The organism is Streptomyces argenteolus, from assembly GCF_042902585.1.
Classification (GTDB): domain Bacteria; phylum Actinomycetota; class Actinomycetes; order Streptomycetales; family Streptomycetaceae; genus Streptomyces; species Streptomyces argenteolus.
In genome coordinates this window covers 287489-303290 of sequence record NZ_JBIBEG010000008.1, presented here as the reverse complement: position 1 = coordinate 303290, position 15802 = coordinate 287489, and the positions used below count along the sequence as shown (strand labels likewise).

At 72.9% G+C, this 15802-nt stretch carries 16 protein-coding genes; 9 read left to right on the top strand and 7 right to left on the bottom strand.

Features of this window, described 5'->3' with window-relative positions:
• Positions 1-83 precede the first annotated feature (83 nt).
• The 3 genes from ACFY8O_RS26870 to hutU all read right to left on the bottom strand — a co-directional run bounded on the left by ACFY8O_RS26870 (position 84) and on the right by hutU (position 4473).
• A complete protein-coding gene (locus ACFY8O_RS26870; protein WP_387906573.1) occupies positions 84-1454 on the bottom strand; it encodes a formimidoylglutamate deiminase in 1371 nt (456 codons plus the stop codon).
• A complete protein-coding gene (locus ACFY8O_RS26865; RefSeq protein WP_387906698.1) occupies positions 1445-2659 on the bottom strand; it encodes an allantoate amidohydrolase in 1215 nt (404 codons plus the stop codon). The genes ACFY8O_RS26870 and ACFY8O_RS26865 overlap by 10 nt, the downstream gene beginning before the upstream one ends.
• A 149-nt stretch (positions 2660-2808) precedes the next feature.
• Positions 2809-4473 (bottom strand): urocanate hydratase, encoded by a 1665-nt coding sequence (gene hutU / locus ACFY8O_RS26860; protein ID WP_145808951.1) that lies wholly within the window; start codon positions 4471-4473, stop codon positions 2809-2811.
• A 123-nt stretch (positions 4474-4596) separates the two neighbouring features.
• Here hutU and ACFY8O_RS26855 point away from each other — a divergent pair, with 123 nt between their 5' ends.
• From ACFY8O_RS26855 to ACFY8O_RS26835, 5 genes are all read left to right on the top strand, one after another.
• Entirely contained in the window at positions 4597-4719 is a 123-nt protein-coding gene (locus ACFY8O_RS26855; RefSeq protein ID WP_387906570.1) for a hypothetical protein, read from the top strand.
• Positions 4720-5030: 311 nt separating this feature from the next.
• Positions 5031-5435, top strand: coding sequence for a hypothetical protein (locus tag ACFY8O_RS26850; RefSeq protein ID WP_387906568.1), 405 nt, complete (start codon positions 5031-5033; stop codon positions 5433-5435).
• Positions 5432-6226: a helix-turn-helix domain-containing protein gene (locus ACFY8O_RS26845; RefSeq protein WP_145808954.1), complete on the top strand. Its 795-nt coding sequence runs from the start codon at positions 5432-5434 to the stop codon at positions 6224-6226. Before ACFY8O_RS26850 ends, ACFY8O_RS26845 begins: the two co-directional genes overlap by 4 nt.
• A 38-nt stretch (positions 6227-6264) precedes the next feature.
• Positions 6265-6732, top strand: coding sequence for a roadblock/LC7 domain-containing protein (locus ACFY8O_RS26840; RefSeq protein WP_145808956.1), 468 nt, complete (start codon positions 6265-6267; stop codon positions 6730-6732).
• Between the two features lie 62 nt (positions 6733-6794).
• Positions 6795-7169 (top strand): hypothetical protein, encoded by a 375-nt coding sequence (locus ACFY8O_RS26835; protein ID WP_145808957.1) that lies wholly within the window; start codon positions 6795-6797, stop codon positions 7167-7169.
• A gap of 9 nt (positions 7170-7178) precedes the next feature.
• Here the strand turns inward: ACFY8O_RS26835 and ACFY8O_RS26830 are convergent, their stop codons facing one another.
• Both ACFY8O_RS26830 and ACFY8O_RS26825 read right to left on the bottom strand, forming a co-directional pair.
• Positions 7179-7718, bottom strand: coding sequence for a hypothetical protein (locus tag ACFY8O_RS26830; RefSeq protein WP_387906695.1), 540 nt, complete (start codon positions 7716-7718; stop codon positions 7179-7181).
• Positions 7719-7953: 235 nt separating this feature from the next.
• Complete coding sequence (locus ACFY8O_RS26825; protein ID WP_387906565.1) at positions 7954-8802, bottom strand: MurR/RpiR family transcriptional regulator; 849 nt, start codon at positions 8800-8802, stop codon at positions 7954-7956.
• Between the two features lie 179 nt (positions 8803-8981).
• Between ACFY8O_RS26825 and ACFY8O_RS26820 the strand changes: the two genes are divergently transcribed.
• Positions 8982-9563: a thioredoxin domain-containing protein gene (locus ACFY8O_RS26820; RefSeq protein ID WP_387906563.1), complete on the top strand. Its 582-nt coding sequence runs from the start codon at positions 8982-8984 to the stop codon at positions 9561-9563.
• A 297-nt stretch (positions 9564-9860) separates the two neighbouring features.
• Here the strand turns inward: ACFY8O_RS26820 and ACFY8O_RS26815 are convergent, their stop codons facing one another.
• Positions 9861-10667, bottom strand: coding sequence for a maleylpyruvate isomerase family mycothiol-dependent enzyme (locus ACFY8O_RS26815; protein ID WP_387906560.1), 807 nt, complete (start codon positions 10665-10667; stop codon positions 9861-9863).
• A 129-nt stretch (positions 10668-10796) separates the two neighbouring features.
• Here ACFY8O_RS26815 and ACFY8O_RS26810 point away from each other — a divergent pair, with 129 nt between their 5' ends.
• On the top strand, positions 10797-11216 hold the full coding sequence (locus ACFY8O_RS26810; RefSeq protein WP_387906557.1) for a hypothetical protein: 420 nt from the start codon (positions 10797-10799) through the stop codon (positions 11214-11216).
• Positions 11217-11515: 299 nt separating this feature from the next.
• Here the strand turns inward: ACFY8O_RS26810 and ACFY8O_RS26805 are convergent, their stop codons facing one another.
• Positions 11516-12919, bottom strand: a complete 1404-nt coding sequence (locus ACFY8O_RS26805) for a cystathionine beta-synthase (RefSeq protein ID WP_145808964.1) — start codon at positions 12917-12919, stop codon at positions 11516-11518.
• A gap of 155 nt (positions 12920-13074) precedes the next feature.
• Here ACFY8O_RS26805 and ACFY8O_RS26800 point away from each other — a divergent pair, with 155 nt between their 5' ends.
• A complete protein-coding gene (locus tag ACFY8O_RS26800; protein WP_387906692.1) occupies positions 13075-14229 on the top strand; it encodes an SGNH/GDSL hydrolase family protein in 1155 nt (384 codons plus the stop codon).
• 159 nt (positions 14230-14388) lie between these two features.
• Positions 14389-15609 carry an acetyl-CoA C-acetyltransferase gene (locus tag ACFY8O_RS26795; RefSeq protein ID WP_145808966.1) on the top strand — a complete coding sequence of 407 codons (1221 nt, stop codon included), beginning with the start codon at positions 14389-14391 and terminating at the stop codon, positions 15607-15609.
• The last annotated feature ends 193 nt before the right edge of the window (positions 15610-15802 follow it).

Genomic DNA, 15802 nt, shown 5'->3' with positions numbered 1-15802 from the left:
GACTGCGGTGGGGGCGGGGGCTCCGGTGGGGGCCGGGGCTCCAGCGTGGGCGGGGGCCCCTGCCGGGGCCGCCTTCCGAGGGCTCAGCCGTGCAGGGCGGCGACCGCGGAAGCAAGCGCTCCGGGCACGTCGTCGATCCGTGTGTGCCGGCCGTCCCGGACGATGTGCCGTCCCGCCACCACCGTGTGCCGCACATCCGCCGCGGAGGCGGCGAATACGGCCGTTTCCGCTGCCAGCCTGGGCACCGGCCCGGCCGTCCGCACGGAGTCGAGCGCGACGGTCGTGAGATCGGCGGGCGCGCCCGGTTCCAGCACCCCCGCGTCCGGACGGCCGAGTGCGGCGTGCCCGTCGGCGGAGGCGGCCCTGAGGAGGGCGGCAGCCGTCCAGTGGCCGCGTACATGGGTGCGCAGACGTTCGTTCAGCTCCATCGCCCGCGCCTCCTCGAAGAGGTCGATGACGGCGTGGCTGTCGCTGCCCAGCGAGAGCGGCGAGCCGGCGGTCTGGAGGGCCGCGGCGGGACCGATCCCGTCGGCGAGGTCGCGTTCGGTGGTGGGGCACATGCAGGTGCCCGTCCGGGAGCCGCCCAGCAGTTCGATGTCCTCGGCGTCCAGGTGAGTGTTGTGGATTCCGGTCGTGCGGGGGCCGAGGACCCCGTGATCGGCGAGCAGCCGGGCGGGGCTGCGGCCGTGGGCGGCGCGACAGGCGTCGTTCTCCGCCGTCTGTTCGGAGAGGTGGACGTGCAGGGGGGCGGCACGCTCCCGCGCCCACTCCGCGACGGTGGACAGCTGCCCGGCCGGGACCGCGCGTACGGAATGGATGGCGGCGCCGATGCGCACCAGGTCGTCGTCGCCCTTGAGGAGACCGGCGCGCTCCGCCCAGGCGTCGGCCGTGGTGTCCGAGAAGCGGAGCTGGTGCCGGCTGGGCTTCTCGCCGAAGCCGGCCGCGAGGTAGGCGGTGTCGAGCAGGGTGATGCGGATGCCCGCCTCGCCGGCCGCCGCGATGAGCGCCTCGCCCATGGCGTTGGGGTTGTCGTAGGGCGTTCCGCCGGGCGCGTGGTGCAGATAGTGGAATTCGCCCACAGCGGTGATGCCCGCCAGCGCCATCTCCGCGTACGTGGCGCGGGCCAGGTCGTAGTAGCTGTCGGGGGTGAGCCGGGCGGCCGTGCGGTACATCGTCTCGCGCCACGTCCAGAAGGTGCCGGAGCCCACCTGGACCGTGGACCGCAGGGCGCGGTGGAAGGCGTGCGAATGGGTGTTGGCCAGCCCGGGGACGGTCAGGCCACGCAGCGATGTGGCGCCGGGCGGGGGCGTTTCGATGCCCGTTCGCACACCGGCGATGCGCCCGCCGGCCACGTCCAGGAGGACCCCCGGCTCGACGTGGGTGCCGAGCCAGGCGTGCGACATCCAGTACGTCGCGGTGACCGGTGTGCCCGTCGGTTGCGTTGTCAGCTGCACGCGAGACCTTCCAGTACGTCGGCGAGTGCCCTCACCCCGGCCGCGCAGTCGTCCTCCGCCGCGTGCTCGGCGGGCGAGTGCGAGATCCCGGTGGGGTTCCGTACGAACAGCATGGCGGTCGGCACGGAAGCGGACAAAATACCCGCGTCGTGTCCCGCCCCGGTTCCGAGCACCGGCACGGCGCGGCCCGAAGGGCCGGGACCTGACCGCCCCAGCAGCCGGCACAGCTCGTCACGCAGCGCGTGCTGGAACTCCACGACGGGCGTGAACGACTCCCGCACGACGGTGAGGTCGATCCCCGCCCGCTCGGCGTGCTCCCGCGCGGCCCGCTCGACGCCGGCGACGACGGTGTCCAGGGTGGCCTGGTCGGCGGCCCGTGAGTCGAGCCAGCCCCGCACGAGGGAGGGGATCGCGTTGACCCCGTTCGGCTCGACGGCGACCTTGCCGAAGGTGGCGAGGCCACCGGCGAGCTCCGCCTCGCGCCGGGCCGCGAGCACGGTCTCGGCGTACGTGGGCATCGGGTCGCGGCGGTCGGCGAGCCGGGTGGTGCCCGCGTGGTTCGCCTCCCCGCGGAAGTCGAACCGCCAGCGGCCGTGCGGCCAGATGGCGGAGGCGACACCCACCGGGTCCCCGCTCAGGTCGAGGGCCCGCCCCTGTTCCACGTGCAGTTCGACGAACGCTCCGATCCGGGCGAGGCGTTCGGGGTCGGGCCCGAGGGCGTCGGGGTCGTGTCCCGCGGCCTCCATGGCCTGCGGCAACGAGACGCCGTCCCCGTCCCGCAGCCGGTGCGCGCCCTCGACGGTCAGCTGCCCCGCGGCGAGCCGGGACCCGACGCAGGCGAGCCCGAAGCGGGCCCCTTCCTCGTCACCGAAGTTGGTGATGGCGAAAGGCTTCGTGAACTCCGCTCCCCTGCGGCGGAGTTCGTCGAGCGCCGCGAAGGAGGACACCACGCCCAGAGGACCGTCGAAAGCCCCGCCGTCGGGCACGGAGTCGAGGTGGGAACCGGTGACCACGGCGTCCCCCGCGAGCGGATCGCCGAGCCAGGCCCACTGGTTGCCGTTGCGGTCGGTCTCGTGGGTGAGCCCACGGGCCTCCGCCTGGGCGCGGAACCACTCCCGGCAGTCCCGGTCCGCCCCGGTCCAGGCGTACCGCCGGTAGCCGCCGCTCCCCGGGTCGAGGCCGATGCGCCCGAGGTCTCGCCACATCGCCTGGAACGACTGCGGTTCGCGCGCCGGCCGCCCGTCGCCGCTCCCAGGACGCCCCGGCTCCCCCGGACGCGCACCGCCGTGCCCCGGCAGCCCTGACCGCCCCGGCCCCGCGCCGGCCACGCCCGCACCCGCGTCCACCGTTCCGGTCACCGGGCGTCGCCCTCCGCCATTGGGACCCGTACGCCCTTGTCCGTGGCGACCGACTCCGCGATGTCGTACCCCGCGTCGACATGCCGGATGACACCCATGCCGGGGTCGTTCGTCAGCACCCGGCGGATCTTCTCGCCCGCGAGCGGGGTGCCGTCGGCGACCGTCACCTGTCCCGCGTGGATCGAGCGCCCCATCCCCACCCCGCCGCCGTGGTGGAGGGACACCCAGGACGCCCCGGAGGCGACGTTGACCATGGCGTTCAGCAGCGGCCAGTCCGCGATCGCGTCGGAGCCGTCCAGCATGGCCTCGGTCTCCCGGTACGGGGAGGCGACCGACCCGCAGTCCAGGTGGTCGCGTCCGATGGCCAGCGGCGCCGCCAGTTCCCCGGTCGCCACCATGTCGTTGAACCGCTCGCCCGCGCGGTCCCGCTCGCCGTAGCCGAGCCAGCAGATCCGGGCCGGGAGACCCTGGAAGTGGACCCGCTCCCCCGCCATGCGGATCCAGCGGTGCAGCGACTCGTTCTCCGGGAAGAGTTCGAGCAGCGCCCTGTCGGTCTTGTGGATGTCCGAGGCCTCGCCCGACAGCGCGGCCCAGCGGAAGGGGCCCTTGCCCTCGCAGAAGAGGGGCCGGATGTAGGCGGGCACGAACCCCGGAAAGTCGAACGCCCGCGCGTAACCGGCGAGCTGGGCCTCGCCCCGGATCGAGTTGCCGTAGTCGAAGACCTCGGCCCCGGCGTCCATGAAGCCCACCATGGCCTCGACGTGGGCAGCCATCGACTCCCGGGCGCGCCGGGTGAAGTCGGCGGGCTTCTCGGCGGCGTACGAGGCCATGTCGTCGAAGTCGACCCCCACGGGCAGATAGGCGAGCGGGTCGTGCGCGCTGGTCTGGTCGGTGACGATGTCGATCGGAGCGCCCTCGGCGAGCATGCGGGGCAGCAGCTCCGCGGCGTTGCCGAGCAGGCCGATGGAGAGCGGGCGCCGTGCGTCGCGGGCCTCGACGGCCAGCTGGAGCGCGTGCTCCAGGGAGTCGGCGCGCACGTCCAGGAACCGGTGCTCGATCCGGCGCTCGATGGCGCGCGGGTCGCAGTCGACGCACAGGGCGACACCGTCGTTCATCGTGACGGCCAGCGGCTGGGCTCCGCCCATACCGCCTAGTCCGGCCGTCAGCGTGATGGTGCCGGCCAGCGTCCCGCCGAACCGCTTGGCGGCGACGGCGGCGAACGTCTCGTAGGTGCCCTGGAGGATGCCCTGGGTCCCGATGTAGATCCAGGAGCCCGCGGTCATCTGCCCGTACATGGTGAGCCCGAGGGCCTCCAGACGGCGGAACTCCTCCCAGTTGGCCCAGTCACCCACCAGGTTGGAGTTGGCGATCAGGACACGGGGCGCCCACTCGTGGGTCTGCATGACACCGACCGGGCGCCCGGACTGGACGAGCATCGTCTCGTCCTGCTTCAGGGTCCGCAGCGTACGGACCATGGCGTCGAAGGACCGCCAGTCACGCGCGGCCTTGCCCGTGCCGCCGTAGACGACGAGCTTGTCGGGGTGTTCGGCGACCTCGGGGTCGAGATTGTTCTGGAGCATGCGGAGGGCGGCTTCCTGCTGCCATCCCAGGGCGCTCAGTTCCGTACCGCGCGGTGCCCGTACGGGGCGGGGTCCTGACATGGCGGCTGCCTCCTCGGATGTGACTCACCTATTCACATCCTGGCGACCTGAATACTCCTAGTCAACAGGTGCGGCCCCGGCCCCGCCGGGCAGTCGTCCTCCCCTCACTCTCCGGGAGGGACCTTGACCGCGCCCCAGACGACTCCGCGGACCGGCGAGGCCCCGCCCGAGCGGGCCATCGGCCCCGAGCCCCTCACCCTGTTCGTCATCGTCGGCGTCCTCGGCACAGAGCTCACCGGCCGGTGAGCCCTGACCGGTATCGCGGACGTCGGCATCAGGGCCGGGATCCTCCTGCTGATCGGAATCGATCTCCGGGCGGTCGACAAGGTGGTGATATCGCGACCGAAAGGGTCTGAGAACACTCACCGAGGGCCTGATTCAGCCAGGGGAGGGCAGTCGGCCGGACAACTTCCGACCGGCTGCCGCGCCTCCACCTGCGGGCCCTTACACGGTCCTTCGCATGTACCACTGGAAAATGCCAGAACTCCCACCTGGCACACACACGTTGCGTAGCCTCTCCACTACATCCGTACGCCACGTCGGGAGGGGAATCCGCGGTGCCCGGAATCGACGAGTGCCTCATCGAAGTCATGAGGCTGCCCGGCGCCAGAGGCGCCGCGGTGGTCGACTGGACCAGCGGTCTCGCCCTCGGCACCATAGGTGAGTCGCCCAACGGCGACCACGAGGCCACGGCCGCCGAGACGGCCGAGGTGGCGAGGATGGCGGCGGAACAGCCCGTCTTCGCCCAGGCCGAGGCGCCCGCCGGTTCGGCCGGTCCGCCCGCCCCCGCCGTCGAGGACGTCATCGTCACCACCGGCCCCGGCTACCACATCCTCCGTTTCGTCGAGACGGCGTTCGACAGCAGCGTCTTCCTCCACCTCTGGCTGGACCGCGCGGAGGGCAACCTCGCCCTCGCCCGCATCAAACTCGGCGCGATAGCGGAGCGGCTGGTCCTGGCATGAGACACACCGCCGCCGCCCCGGCGGACCTGCCCGAACGGGCCGCCCCGTCCCCGATGCTCCAGCGGCTGGCGGCCGAACGCGCGACCGGTGCGCTGATGCGTGACCGCGGCACCCTGTACCTCGCCGACGGCCAGGTCGTCCACGCGGAGAGCCCGGCCACCCCCGGCATCGACGTCCTGCTGACCGCGGGTGGAGCCCTGCGCTCCGAGGGCTGGTGGGACGCGGTCGCCCAGGCGGGCGCCGGCCGACGGGTCGGGCGCTACCTCGTGGACAGCGGCCGGGTTCCCGGCGGCGCCCTGGAGCTCTGCCATCTGGGGGCGTTGTACGACGCGGCCTTCTTCGCCCTGGCTCCCACCCACACACCGGCCCGCTTCCGTTACGGGGTCTCCCACTGGATGGGCCCCGTCCGCCCGGTGCCCGTGCACGCCGTGCAGCGCGAGACCCTGCGCCGCCGCGAACTCCTGGACCGGATCTGGCCGGACGCGCTCACCGACAGCGCCCCGCTCGTCCCCACGGCGCACCCGGTGGACGCGCCGGTGCCCCCGCGTCAGCGCCGCGTCCTGGCTCTGGTCGACGGTGAGCGCACCGCCACGGACATCGCCCGGGAACTGGGCCGCTCCGCCTTCCACATCCTGGTCGACCTGCGCCGGCTCGCCGCCGCCGGACTGGTCGAAGCGGTCCGCCCGGCCGGTGCCGGGTCCGAGCCCGGCCGGATCACGCTTCCCGAGGTCACCACCGACCCCGACGTCGCCCTGCTCCGCCGGCTCAGAGACGCATTGGAGGCACTGTGATACGCGCGCTCAGACAGCGTGCCGGGAGGAGACAGCTGATGGTGCCCGAGGCCGAAGTGAAGGATGTCCTCGACGAGCTCCAGCGGTTACGCGCCCGGGTACCGCTCCTGACCGGCGCACTCGCCGCCAGCACCGACGGCCTGATCGTCGCCCAGGACACACCGGGCATCGAGGCCGAGGGCGTCGCCGCCCTCACCGCCGCCGCACTGGGCGTGTCGATCCGGATGGCCGACGCCACCGGACGCGGCGGATTCCGTGAACTCCTGATCCGGGGCGAGAACGGCTACATCGCCACCTACGCAGCGGGCTCCTCCGCCGTCCTCACCCTGCTGGCCGAGGACCGCATCAACGTCGGCCGCCTCCACCTCGAAGGCCGCCGCGCGGGCGCCCGCATCGGCGAAGTCGTCGACGCCGTCCAGGAACTCGCCGACCGGACCGTCGCCCCTCCCCGGGCGCAGCAGTCCGGGGCCCTGCCCCGACGCGCCACCACACCTGATCACACGTGACCCCCGTACGCAGTCAGAAACGGACCGGCCAACGGGCCGGCCAGGGAAAGGAAACGAGCACTATGGCCAACACCGAAGCGTCACTGAAGGAAGCGATGGCGTCGATCGAGGGGACCCTCGGTGTCGCACTCGTCGACTACACGAGCGGCATGGCCCTGGGCACCCTCGGCGGCGGCAAGGACTTCAACCTGGAGGTCGCCGCTGCGGGCAACACGGACGTCATCCGCGCGAAGCTGCGGACCATGGAGCACCTGGGCATCAAGGACGAGATCGAGGACGTCCTGATCACCCTCGGCGGTCAGTACCACCTGATCCGGCTGCTCAAGACCCGTGGCAGCAACGGCCTGTTCCTCTACCTCGTCCTGGACAAGGGCAGGGCCAACCTCGCGATGGCCCGCCACCAGCTGAAGCGCATCGAGGCCGAGCTGGAGGTCTGACCCGCGGTCTCACGGGCGGCGACGCCGCGCCCCACCCGGCGCGGCGTCCCCCGCCACGGGCCCGGTCGTCCGGTAGGCCTCGACCTGCTTGCCCGCAGGCCTGCCGTTCTCCACCCGGTCCGTACGCACCCAGTACAGGACGTCGTCCCGAACCTCCCGGCGCCCGAACCGCACGGCTTTCAGCCAGATCCCGGCACCCGCCCCGGCCAGCACGAGCCCGCCGGCCCCCGGGAGCACGGCGGCGCTCGCCACCGCCACCAGGAACGCGCCGAGCAGCCACCACCGGTGCGCGCGCCGCCAGTTCCGTACGGTCACGTCCCTGTCCTGGAGGAAATCGCTCCGGCCCGCCCGGGTGGCGCCCGCGGCGAGCTCCGCGTACCGCCCCCTCCGGGCGAACACCACCACGGCCAGGGTCACGAGGAACAGCGCGGCGCCGGCCAGGAGGCCGATCCGCCGGCCGGTGAGCCCCGGCACGAACGCCCCGACGACCGCCGCCGCCACGCCCGACCACCACATCGGCGCGGCCCCGGCCCGCACGACCACGGCCACCCTCGCCAGCGACTGAGCTCCGCGCCCCACGTCCGTACTCCTCTCCCGCAGCTCCCTGTGCACCTTCTGGGCGCGGAGATTAATGGGCGCAGATGAGTGACGTCTGAGAATCGGCGCAAGCGGGGCTCCCAGTTCCGGAAGACACCCGGCCGCACGGCAGGCGTACGCCCACGGCGTCACCTCCGGTGCCACGGCGGCGGGCGCGGTGGAGCCACGGCCGCCGCCCGGACGCCCGCTACTCGACGAACAGCCCGCGCGCCGCCGCATTGGCGTCGAACTCCTCCAGCCGCGCCTGCGCGTCGGGCAGGCCGTCGCACATGGCTTCCAGCAGCGCCCGCCCCAGCAGCATCGGCGCGCACGCCGTGTCGAAGGCCAGCCCCGTCCCCACCGCGGCCGGGAGCAGCAGGTCACTGTGGGCGGCCACCGGGGCGAACGCCGAGTCGGCCACGGTCACGACGGTCAGCCCTTGCTCACGCGCGTACGCCAGCGCGTCCACGGACTCGCGGGGGTGCCGGGGCAGCGCGAAGCACATCAGCGCACTCGCGCCCGCGCGCCGGGCGGCGTCGATGCGGTCGTACAGCATGCTGCCGCCCTCGTCGAGCACCCGGACGTCGGGGTGCACCTTGGCGGCGAAGTAGCCGAAGCCCCGGGCCTGCGGGGAGGCTGCCCGCAGGCCGACGACGAGCAGCGGCCGGGACGCGGCGAGCAGCCGCCCCGCCCGCTCCACCGGGGCCGGATCGGCGAGCAGCTCGGCGAGCTGGCGCAGATTCTCGATCTCGGCGCGCACCGCCTGCTGGTATTCGTTCAGGGCGTCCTCCGCGCCGGAGCCGGCCTCCGCCCCGCCCGGTGCGACCTCCCGCAGGTGCCTGCGCAGGGCGGGGTAGCCGTCGAATCCGAGCGCCACGGCGAAGCGTGTGACGGACGGCTGGCTGACCCCGGCCAGCTCGGCCAGCTCGACGCTCGACAGGAACGGGGCGTCGGCGGCCCGCCGCACCATGGAGTGCGCGATCCGCCGCTGGGTGGGCGTGAGCCGCCGCCCCTCGAAGAGCTGCTGCAACCGCGCCGCCGGGCTGCTCACGCTCATGCTGTCCCCTCCACCGATTCCGCCGCGCCCGTCCGGCACCCCGAGGAATCCATTCAGCCAGCAAGTCCTCTGCATGTCCATATACATCCGCTGGTCCGGGCCGGGTGCGCGGCGCCGGGCCCCGCCGGTCCGGCGGGGCTCGCATTGCGGGACCGCTCTCCCCTGCCGACCCTTGGAGCATGATCCCAGCCAATACGAGAGGGCCCGGCGGCATCGTCGTCCGCTACGGCGACACCGAGGCCGCACACGTGCTGAGCGTCTACGCCGATCTCCGCTGCCCGTACTGCAAACGCATGGAGCTGGACCTCGGAGCGGTGATGGAGCGGGCCGCGGACGCGGGCAGATTCGCGGTGGACCACCACTTCGGCACGTTCATCGACGATTCCGCGGGCGGCAGCGGATCCCTGGAGGCGCTGGCCGCGCTGGGCGCAGCGGCGGACGAGGGACAGAAGCCGTTCATGCAGTACCTGCGGGTCCTCTACGCCGATCAGCCCAGCGAGGACGTCGACGCCTTCGCCGACCGGGAGAACCTGCTGCGGCTGGCCGGCGAGGTCGAGGCGCTGCACACCGACTCCTTCCGGCAGAAGGTCGCCGAGCGCACCTATCTGCCCTGGGCGGCGCAGGTGTCGGCGGCCTTCGAGGAGAGCGGCGTCCGGTCCACCCCGACGGTCCTGATCGACAGCACACCGGTGGCCGTCATCAACAGCATGGGGTACGCGGTGACACCCGAGGCCTTCCTCGCCGAGGTCACTCCTCCGTGAGCCCCGGCGCTCCCGAGAGCCGCCGGCCTGGTCCCCTGGCGCGCCGGGGAAACTGCCGGGCCCCACGCCCGCAGCTCCCCGGGGCATCGGCGTTCCCCGCCCCGGAACGCCGCACGGAGGCCCGGGGAGTGCGCCACGGGCCCGGCACCGGCCGGCACGGGCAGCGGGAGCGGCCGGGGAGCACGGCCGGCACGGTCAGCGGGGCGGGCCCGGGAGCACGGCCGGCACGGTCAGCGGGGCCGGCCCGGGAGCACGCGCGGCGGCACGGGCGGGGGCCCGGCGCGGGCAGCTCGGGCGTCAGAACACCACCCGGGCCGCCAGCAGCGCCGCCCCTGCCTCCGGATCCCCCTCAAGCTCCAGGCGCTCTCGCGTCGGGCGTCCGGACAGGTGCCGGGCGAAGTCGACCGCGTCCGCGTGGAGCGTGGCGGCCGGACCGCCGATGCCCAGCAGGTAGACGCCCCCCGCGGGGCCGTGGAGGTCGACTGCCACCGCCGGCCCCGTCCAGGAGAGGGCCAGATCCAGCACCACCTGGCCCACGATCTCCCGGTCGTGCCGGTCGAGCACCAGCTCGGCGCCGGTGGCGTCGCCGAGGTCCACCCGGTGCATCCAGGTGTCGCGGGTGACCAGGACGTTGCCGAGGTAGTCCACGGAGTCGTCGGGCAGCGCCCTGGCCTCCGGGTAGAGCAGGCTCAGCCGGATCGTGCGGCGGACCGGGGCGGGCATCCGCCGCAGGGCGATGAGGCCCTGCGGCGCGAAGTGGGCCAGAGCGCCGATCAGCTCTCGCCCCGGGACCGCCTTCCGGTCCTCGATCTGGCACTCGTTGTGGCCGTCGAGCGGGCCGAGCCCCGGATGGGTCCGCGCGGCCCTGCGCACCCGGCGCAGGGCGACCCAGGGCCGGGGCAGCTCCTCGAACTGACCGACGGTGTGGGCCAGCATGTCCCGGACCGTCCAGCCGTCGCACACCGTGGGGCGCCGCCAGTCCTCGTCGGAGAGCTCACGGAACGTGGACAGCGTCGCCCGCAGCTCCGCCTCGTTGACCAGGCGGGCCCGCGTCCCGGTCGTACGCGGAATGGCGCGGGCGGACGACGTCGTGGTGGTGGCCATGGGCACGCCTCCCGTCTCCCGGCATCCACGCTACGCCGGGGAGACACCGCCCGCCCTGCTCGGCGGACCGCCGAAACCGGGGGGCTGTCCCCAGTGTCCCGGGTGTCCCGGCTCCGTACCGTGACGGGCATGGAAACTCGTGAACCCGAGCTCAGGCGAGAGCTCGACGCCACCCTTCGGGCCCGCGCCGAGCTCGGGCCCGAGTACGAGTCCGCGCTCGTCGACTCGTTCCTGGAAAAGGTCGAGCAGCGGCTGGACAGCACCCTCGACCGGCACCTGCGGCGCAGCCTCGCCGAGCAGCGGACGACCACCGCCCGGGGCGGCGCGGAGCCCGCCGGGATCGGGGGGACCTTCGTGGAGCGGTTCGGTTTCGGTGTCGTCTCGCTGGTGCTGGCCGTGCCGCTGTCCGCGATCGGCGTCGCGAACGCGGGGATCGAGGGGCTCGTCACGGCCTGGCTCGGAATCGTCGGGGTGAACGCCGTGCATGCCGCCCGCTCCTGGCCGTGGGGACGGGCCGGGAAGCGGGCCCCGTCCGGCTGGGACGACTGAGGCGACAGGCGCCGGGCTCCGGCCCGCGCGCACGAATAATCGCGGGGACCGCCGCACCCCCGGTTGCCCAGGGGGCGGGACGACGGCGGTCCCCGCGAGGGACGCGGTCCCGGGTCAGGGCCGGGTCTCGCGTCCGGGCGACGGTGGAGGTCCGGGAGCCGCTCCGTAGTCCGTGTCGCCGTTCGTGGTGCCGGCGGGTTCCCCCGCCGACACCCCTTACTGTGCCGGAGCCGTGTTAAGCCGGTGCTGCGCCTACGTGTCGCGCTCGTACCGTTTGCGCGAACCCGGGAAACACGTCCCTACGCCTTGGGCGCCGAGCCCTTGGCGAGGAAGGCCAGCAGGTCCTGCCTGCTCACGACCCCCGTCGGCTTGCCCTCGACGAGGACGATCGCCGCGTCGGCACCGTCCGCACCGCTGAGCACCGCCATGAGGTCCTCGACCGGTTCGCCCGATCCGACCTGCGGCAGCGGGGCCGACATGTGCTTCTCCAGCGGATCGGAGAGCGTGGCGCGCTGGGTGAACAGGGCGTCCAGGAGCTGACGCTCCACGACGGAGCCGATGACCTCGGCGGCCATGACGTCCGGGTGCCCCGCGCCGGGCTTCACGATCGGCATCTGGGAGACGCCGTACTCCCGGAGCACGTCGATGGCCTCGCCGACCGTCTCCTCCGGGTGCATGTGGACGAGCGAGGGCAGCGGGCCGTCCTTGAAGTCGAGGACGGCACCGACCCGCGCGGAGGGGCCGGAGTCCTCCAGGAAGCCGTAGTCGGCCATCCATTCGTCGTTGAAGATCTTGCTCATGTAACCGCGCCCGCTGTCGGGGAGCAGGACGACGACCACGTCCTCGGGGCCCAGCCGCTTCGCGACCTCCAGGGCCGCGACGACCGCCATGCCGCAGGAGCCGCCGACGAGCAGCCCCTCCTCCTTGGCCAGGCGGCGGGTCATCTGGAAGGAGTCCTTGTCGGAGACCGCGACGATCTCGTCCGTGACCGTACGGTCGTAGGCGCTCGGCCAGAAGTCCTCGCCCACACCCTCCACCAGATACGGGCGCCCGGATCCGCCGGAGTAGACGGAGCCCTCGGGGTCGGCGCCGATGATCTGGACCCGGTTGCCGCTGACCTCCTTGAGGTAGCTGCCCGTGCCGGTGATAGTGCCGCCGGTGCCGACGCCCGCGACGAAGTGGGTGATCCGCCCGTCCGTCTGCTTCCAGAGCTCGGGACCGGTGCTCTCGTAGTGCGAGCGCGGGTTGTTCGGGTTGGAGTACTGGTCGGGCTTCCAGGCTCCGGGGGTCTCGCGGACCAGGCGGTCGGAGACGTTGTAGTACGAGTCCGGGTGCTCAGGGTCGACGGCCGTCGGGCAGACCACGACCTCGGCGCCGTACGCGCGCAGCACGTTGATCTTGTCCGTGGACACCTTGTCCGGGCAGACGAAGATGCACTTGTAGCCCTTCTGCTGGGCGACGATGGCCAGCCCGACCCCCGTGTTGCCGCTGGTGGGCTCGACGATGGTGCCGCCGGGCTGGAGCTCGCCGCTCTGCTCGGCGGCTTCGATCATGCGCAGCGCGATGCGGTCCTTCACCGACCCGCCGGGGTTGAAGTACTCGACCTTGGCCAGAACCGTCGCCTGAATGCCTGCCGACACATTGCGCAGCCTGACCAGCGGGGTGTTGCCGACAAGACTGATCATCGAATCGTGGAATTGCACCGTGTACTCCGGGATCTCCGTGATGGTCAGCCAAGAGTATGCGTACGGGCACGAGATTGGACGAAGCGATTGAGCGACGCCCCCCACGGGGCAGGTAGTGCTGTGTACGGCTGTACGGCACGGAGGAGGTGGACCGGACTGTGTCGAGAGCGAGGGTGGCACGGCGGATCGCGGCGGGTGCGGCTTACGGGGGCGGCAGCGTAGGGCTGATCGGTGCCGCGACGGTCGGCCTGGTGCTGGCCGAGGTGCAGCTGGCGAAACGGCAGGTGGGCGGCGGCAAGGCCCCGGTCCCGCCGAGCGCGGACGGGAGGTACGGGGTGGCCTTCGCCGGCCCGTCGGATCCGCTGCGCTTCGTGCTGCTCGGCGACTCCACGGCGGCGGGCCAGGGGGTGCGCAGGGCGGGCCAGACCCCGGGCGCGCTGCTGGCGTCCGGGCTGGCCGCGGTGGCGGAGCGGCCGGTGGATCTGCGGAACGTGGCACTGCCCGGTGCCCGCTCCGACGACCTGGAACGGCAGGTGTCCCTGGTCCTGGCGGACCCGTACGGGGTGCCGGACGTCTGCGCGATCATGATCGGCGCGAACGACGTGACCCACCGGATGCCGGCCACGCAGTCGGTGCGCTGTCTGAGCACGGCCGTACGGCGGCTGCGCACGGCGGGCGCGGAGGTCGTCGTGGGGACCTGCCCCGACCTGGGCACGATCGAGCCCGTCTACCAGCCGCTGCGCTGGCTGGCGCGGCGGGTGAGCCGGCAGCTCGCGGCGGCGCAGACGATCGGCGCGGTGGAGCAGGGCGGCCGGACGGTGTCGCTGGGCGACCTCCTCGGACCGGAGTTCGAGGCGAATCCCCGCGAGCTCTTCGGGCCCGACAACTACCACCCCTCGGCCGAGGGGTACGCGACCGCCTCCATGGCGATGCTGCCGACGCTGTGCGCGGCGCTGGGGCTGTGGCCGGAGTCCGACCACCTGGACAGCTCGCGGCGCGAGGACATGCTGCCGGTGGCCAAGGCGGCCTCCAGGGCCGCCCGTGAGGCGGGCACGGAGGTCACCGGGGCCCGGGCGCCCTGGGCCCTGCTCAAGCACCGCAGGCGGCGGCGTCTGCCCGCCCACACGGAGCCGGTGCGCCACGACGACACGGACGCGGGGAGCGGCACGGAGAACGGCCCGGCAACCGGCCCGGAAAGCGGCGGGGCGAAGGACGCGGGGACGGGCAGCAGGCCGGAGCCGGGGAAGGATGCGGGCACCGGCACCGGGACGGGCCCGAAGGGGCCGCTGCCCGGCCATGGCTTCGGGGCCACCTGGCGCCGGGCATGAGTGCGCGGTCCGGCCATGCGGGAACAATGCGGGCGACTGAGCGGTTGCTTAGAAAAGAGGTCCGCATCACATCGCCTGTCGGGTGACCTCAGCTATACGTCCGGGTAACTTCCAAGGCAGCCCAGCCTTCCTGCCTTCCAGTCCTCATGGAGCCGCGTGATGCCCGAAGCCGTGATCGTCTCTGCTGCCCGTTCGCCCATCGGCCGGGCCTTCAAGGGGTCCCTCAAGGACCTGCGCGCGGACGACCTGACCGCGACCATCATCCAGACCGCGCTGGCCAAGGTCCCCGAGCTGGACCCCAAGGACATCGACGACCTGATGCTCGGCTGCGGCCTCCCCGGCGGCGAGCAGGGCAACAACCTGGGCCGCATCATCGCCGTACAGATGGGGATGGACCACCTCCCCGGCTGCACGGTCACCCGCTACTGCTCGTCCTCGCTCCAGACCAGCCGCATGGCGCTGCACGCCATCAAGGCGGGCGAGGGTGACGTCTTCATCTCCGCCGGCGTCGAGATGGTCTCCCGCTTCGCGAAGGGCAACTCCGACAGCCTGCCGGACACGCACAACCCGTTCTTCGCCGAGGCCGAGGCCCGCACCGCGGCCCGCGCGGAGCAGTCCGGCACGAGCTGGAGCGACCCGCGCGAGGAGGGCCTGGTCCCGGACGCGTACATCGCGATGGGCCAGACCGCAGAGAACCTGGCCCGGATCAAGGGCGTCACCCGCCAGGACATGGACGAGTTCGGCGTGCGCTCGCAGAACCTCGCGGAGGAGGCCCTCAAGAACGGCTTCTGGGAGCGCGAGATCACTCCGGTGACCACGCCGGACGGCACGGTGGTCTCGAAGGACGACGGCCCGCGCGCGGGCGTCACCCTGGAGGGCGTGCAGGGCCTGAAGCCGGTGTTCCGCCCCGACGGGCTCGTCACCGCCGCCAACTGCTGCCCGCTCAACGACGGCGCCGCCGCGCTCGTCATCATGTCCGACACCAAGGCCCGCGAGCTGGGCCTGACCCCGCTGGCGCGCATCGTCTCGACCGGCGTCTCCGGCCTGTCCCCCGAGATCATGGGCTACGGCCCGGTCGAGGCCAGCAAGCAGGCGCTGAAGCGTGCCGGACTGACCGTCGACGACATCGACCTCGCCGAGATCAACGAGGCGTTCGCCGCGCAGGTCATCCCGTCCTACCGGGACCTCGGCCTGCCGCTGGACAAGGTCAACGTCAACGGCGGCGCGATCGCCGTCGGCCACCCCTTCGGCATGACCGGCGCCCGCATCACCGGCACGCTGATCAACAGCCTGCAGTTCCACGACAAGCAGTTCGGCCTGGAGACCATGTGCGTGGGCGGCGGCCAGGGCATGGCCATGGTGATCGAGCGACTGAGCTGAGCCGTAGCGGAGGGTAGGGGTCGCCCGAGGTACGAGGGCGGCACCTGCCCGCAGCGGAGGCGAAGCACAGCGCGACCCCGGGCACAGAGCGGCTGAGCTGAGCCGTAGCGGAGGGTAGGGGTCGTCCGAGGTACGAGGGCGGCACCTGCCCGCAGCGGAGGCGAAGCACAGCGCGACCCCGGGCACAGAGCGG

Bases quoted from the DNA above. Each gene is read 5' to 3' on its own strand.
- ACFY8O_RS26865 (WP_387906698.1), bottom strand. From the start codon at position 2,659: ATGTGGCGAGACCTCGGGCGCATCGGCCTCGACCCGGGGAGCGGCGGC.
- hutU (WP_145808951.1), bottom strand. From the start codon at position 4,473: ATGTCAGGACCCCGCCCCGTACGGGCACCGCGCGGTACGGAACTGAGC.
- ACFY8O_RS26845 (WP_145808954.1), top strand. From the start codon at position 5,432: ATGAGACACACCGCCGCCGCCCCGGCGGACCTGCCCGAACGGGCCGCC.
- ACFY8O_RS26840 (WP_145808956.1), top strand. From the start codon at position 6,265: ATGGTGCCCGAGGCCGAAGTGAAGGATGTCCTCGACGAGCTCCAGCGG.
- ACFY8O_RS26835 (WP_145808957.1), top strand. From the start codon at position 6,795: ATGGCCAACACCGAAGCGTCACTGAAGGAAGCGATGGCGTCGATCGAG.
- ACFY8O_RS26825 (WP_387906565.1), bottom strand. From the start codon at position 8,802: ATGAGCGTGAGCAGCCCGGCGGCGCGGTTGCAGCAGCTCTTCGAGGGG.
- ACFY8O_RS26820 (WP_387906563.1), top strand. From the start codon at position 8,982: ATGATCCCAGCCAATACGAGAGGGCCCGGCGGCATCGTCGTCCGCTAC.
- ACFY8O_RS26815 (WP_387906560.1), bottom strand. From the start codon at position 10,667: ATGGCCACCACCACGACGTCGTCCGCCCGCGCCATTCCGCGTACGACC.
- ACFY8O_RS26810 (WP_387906557.1), top strand. From the start codon at position 10,797: ATGGAAACTCGTGAACCCGAGCTCAGGCGAGAGCTCGACGCCACCCTT.
- ACFY8O_RS26795 (WP_145808966.1), top strand. From the start codon at position 14,389: ATGCCCGAAGCCGTGATCGTCTCTGCTGCCCGTTCGCCCATCGGCCGG.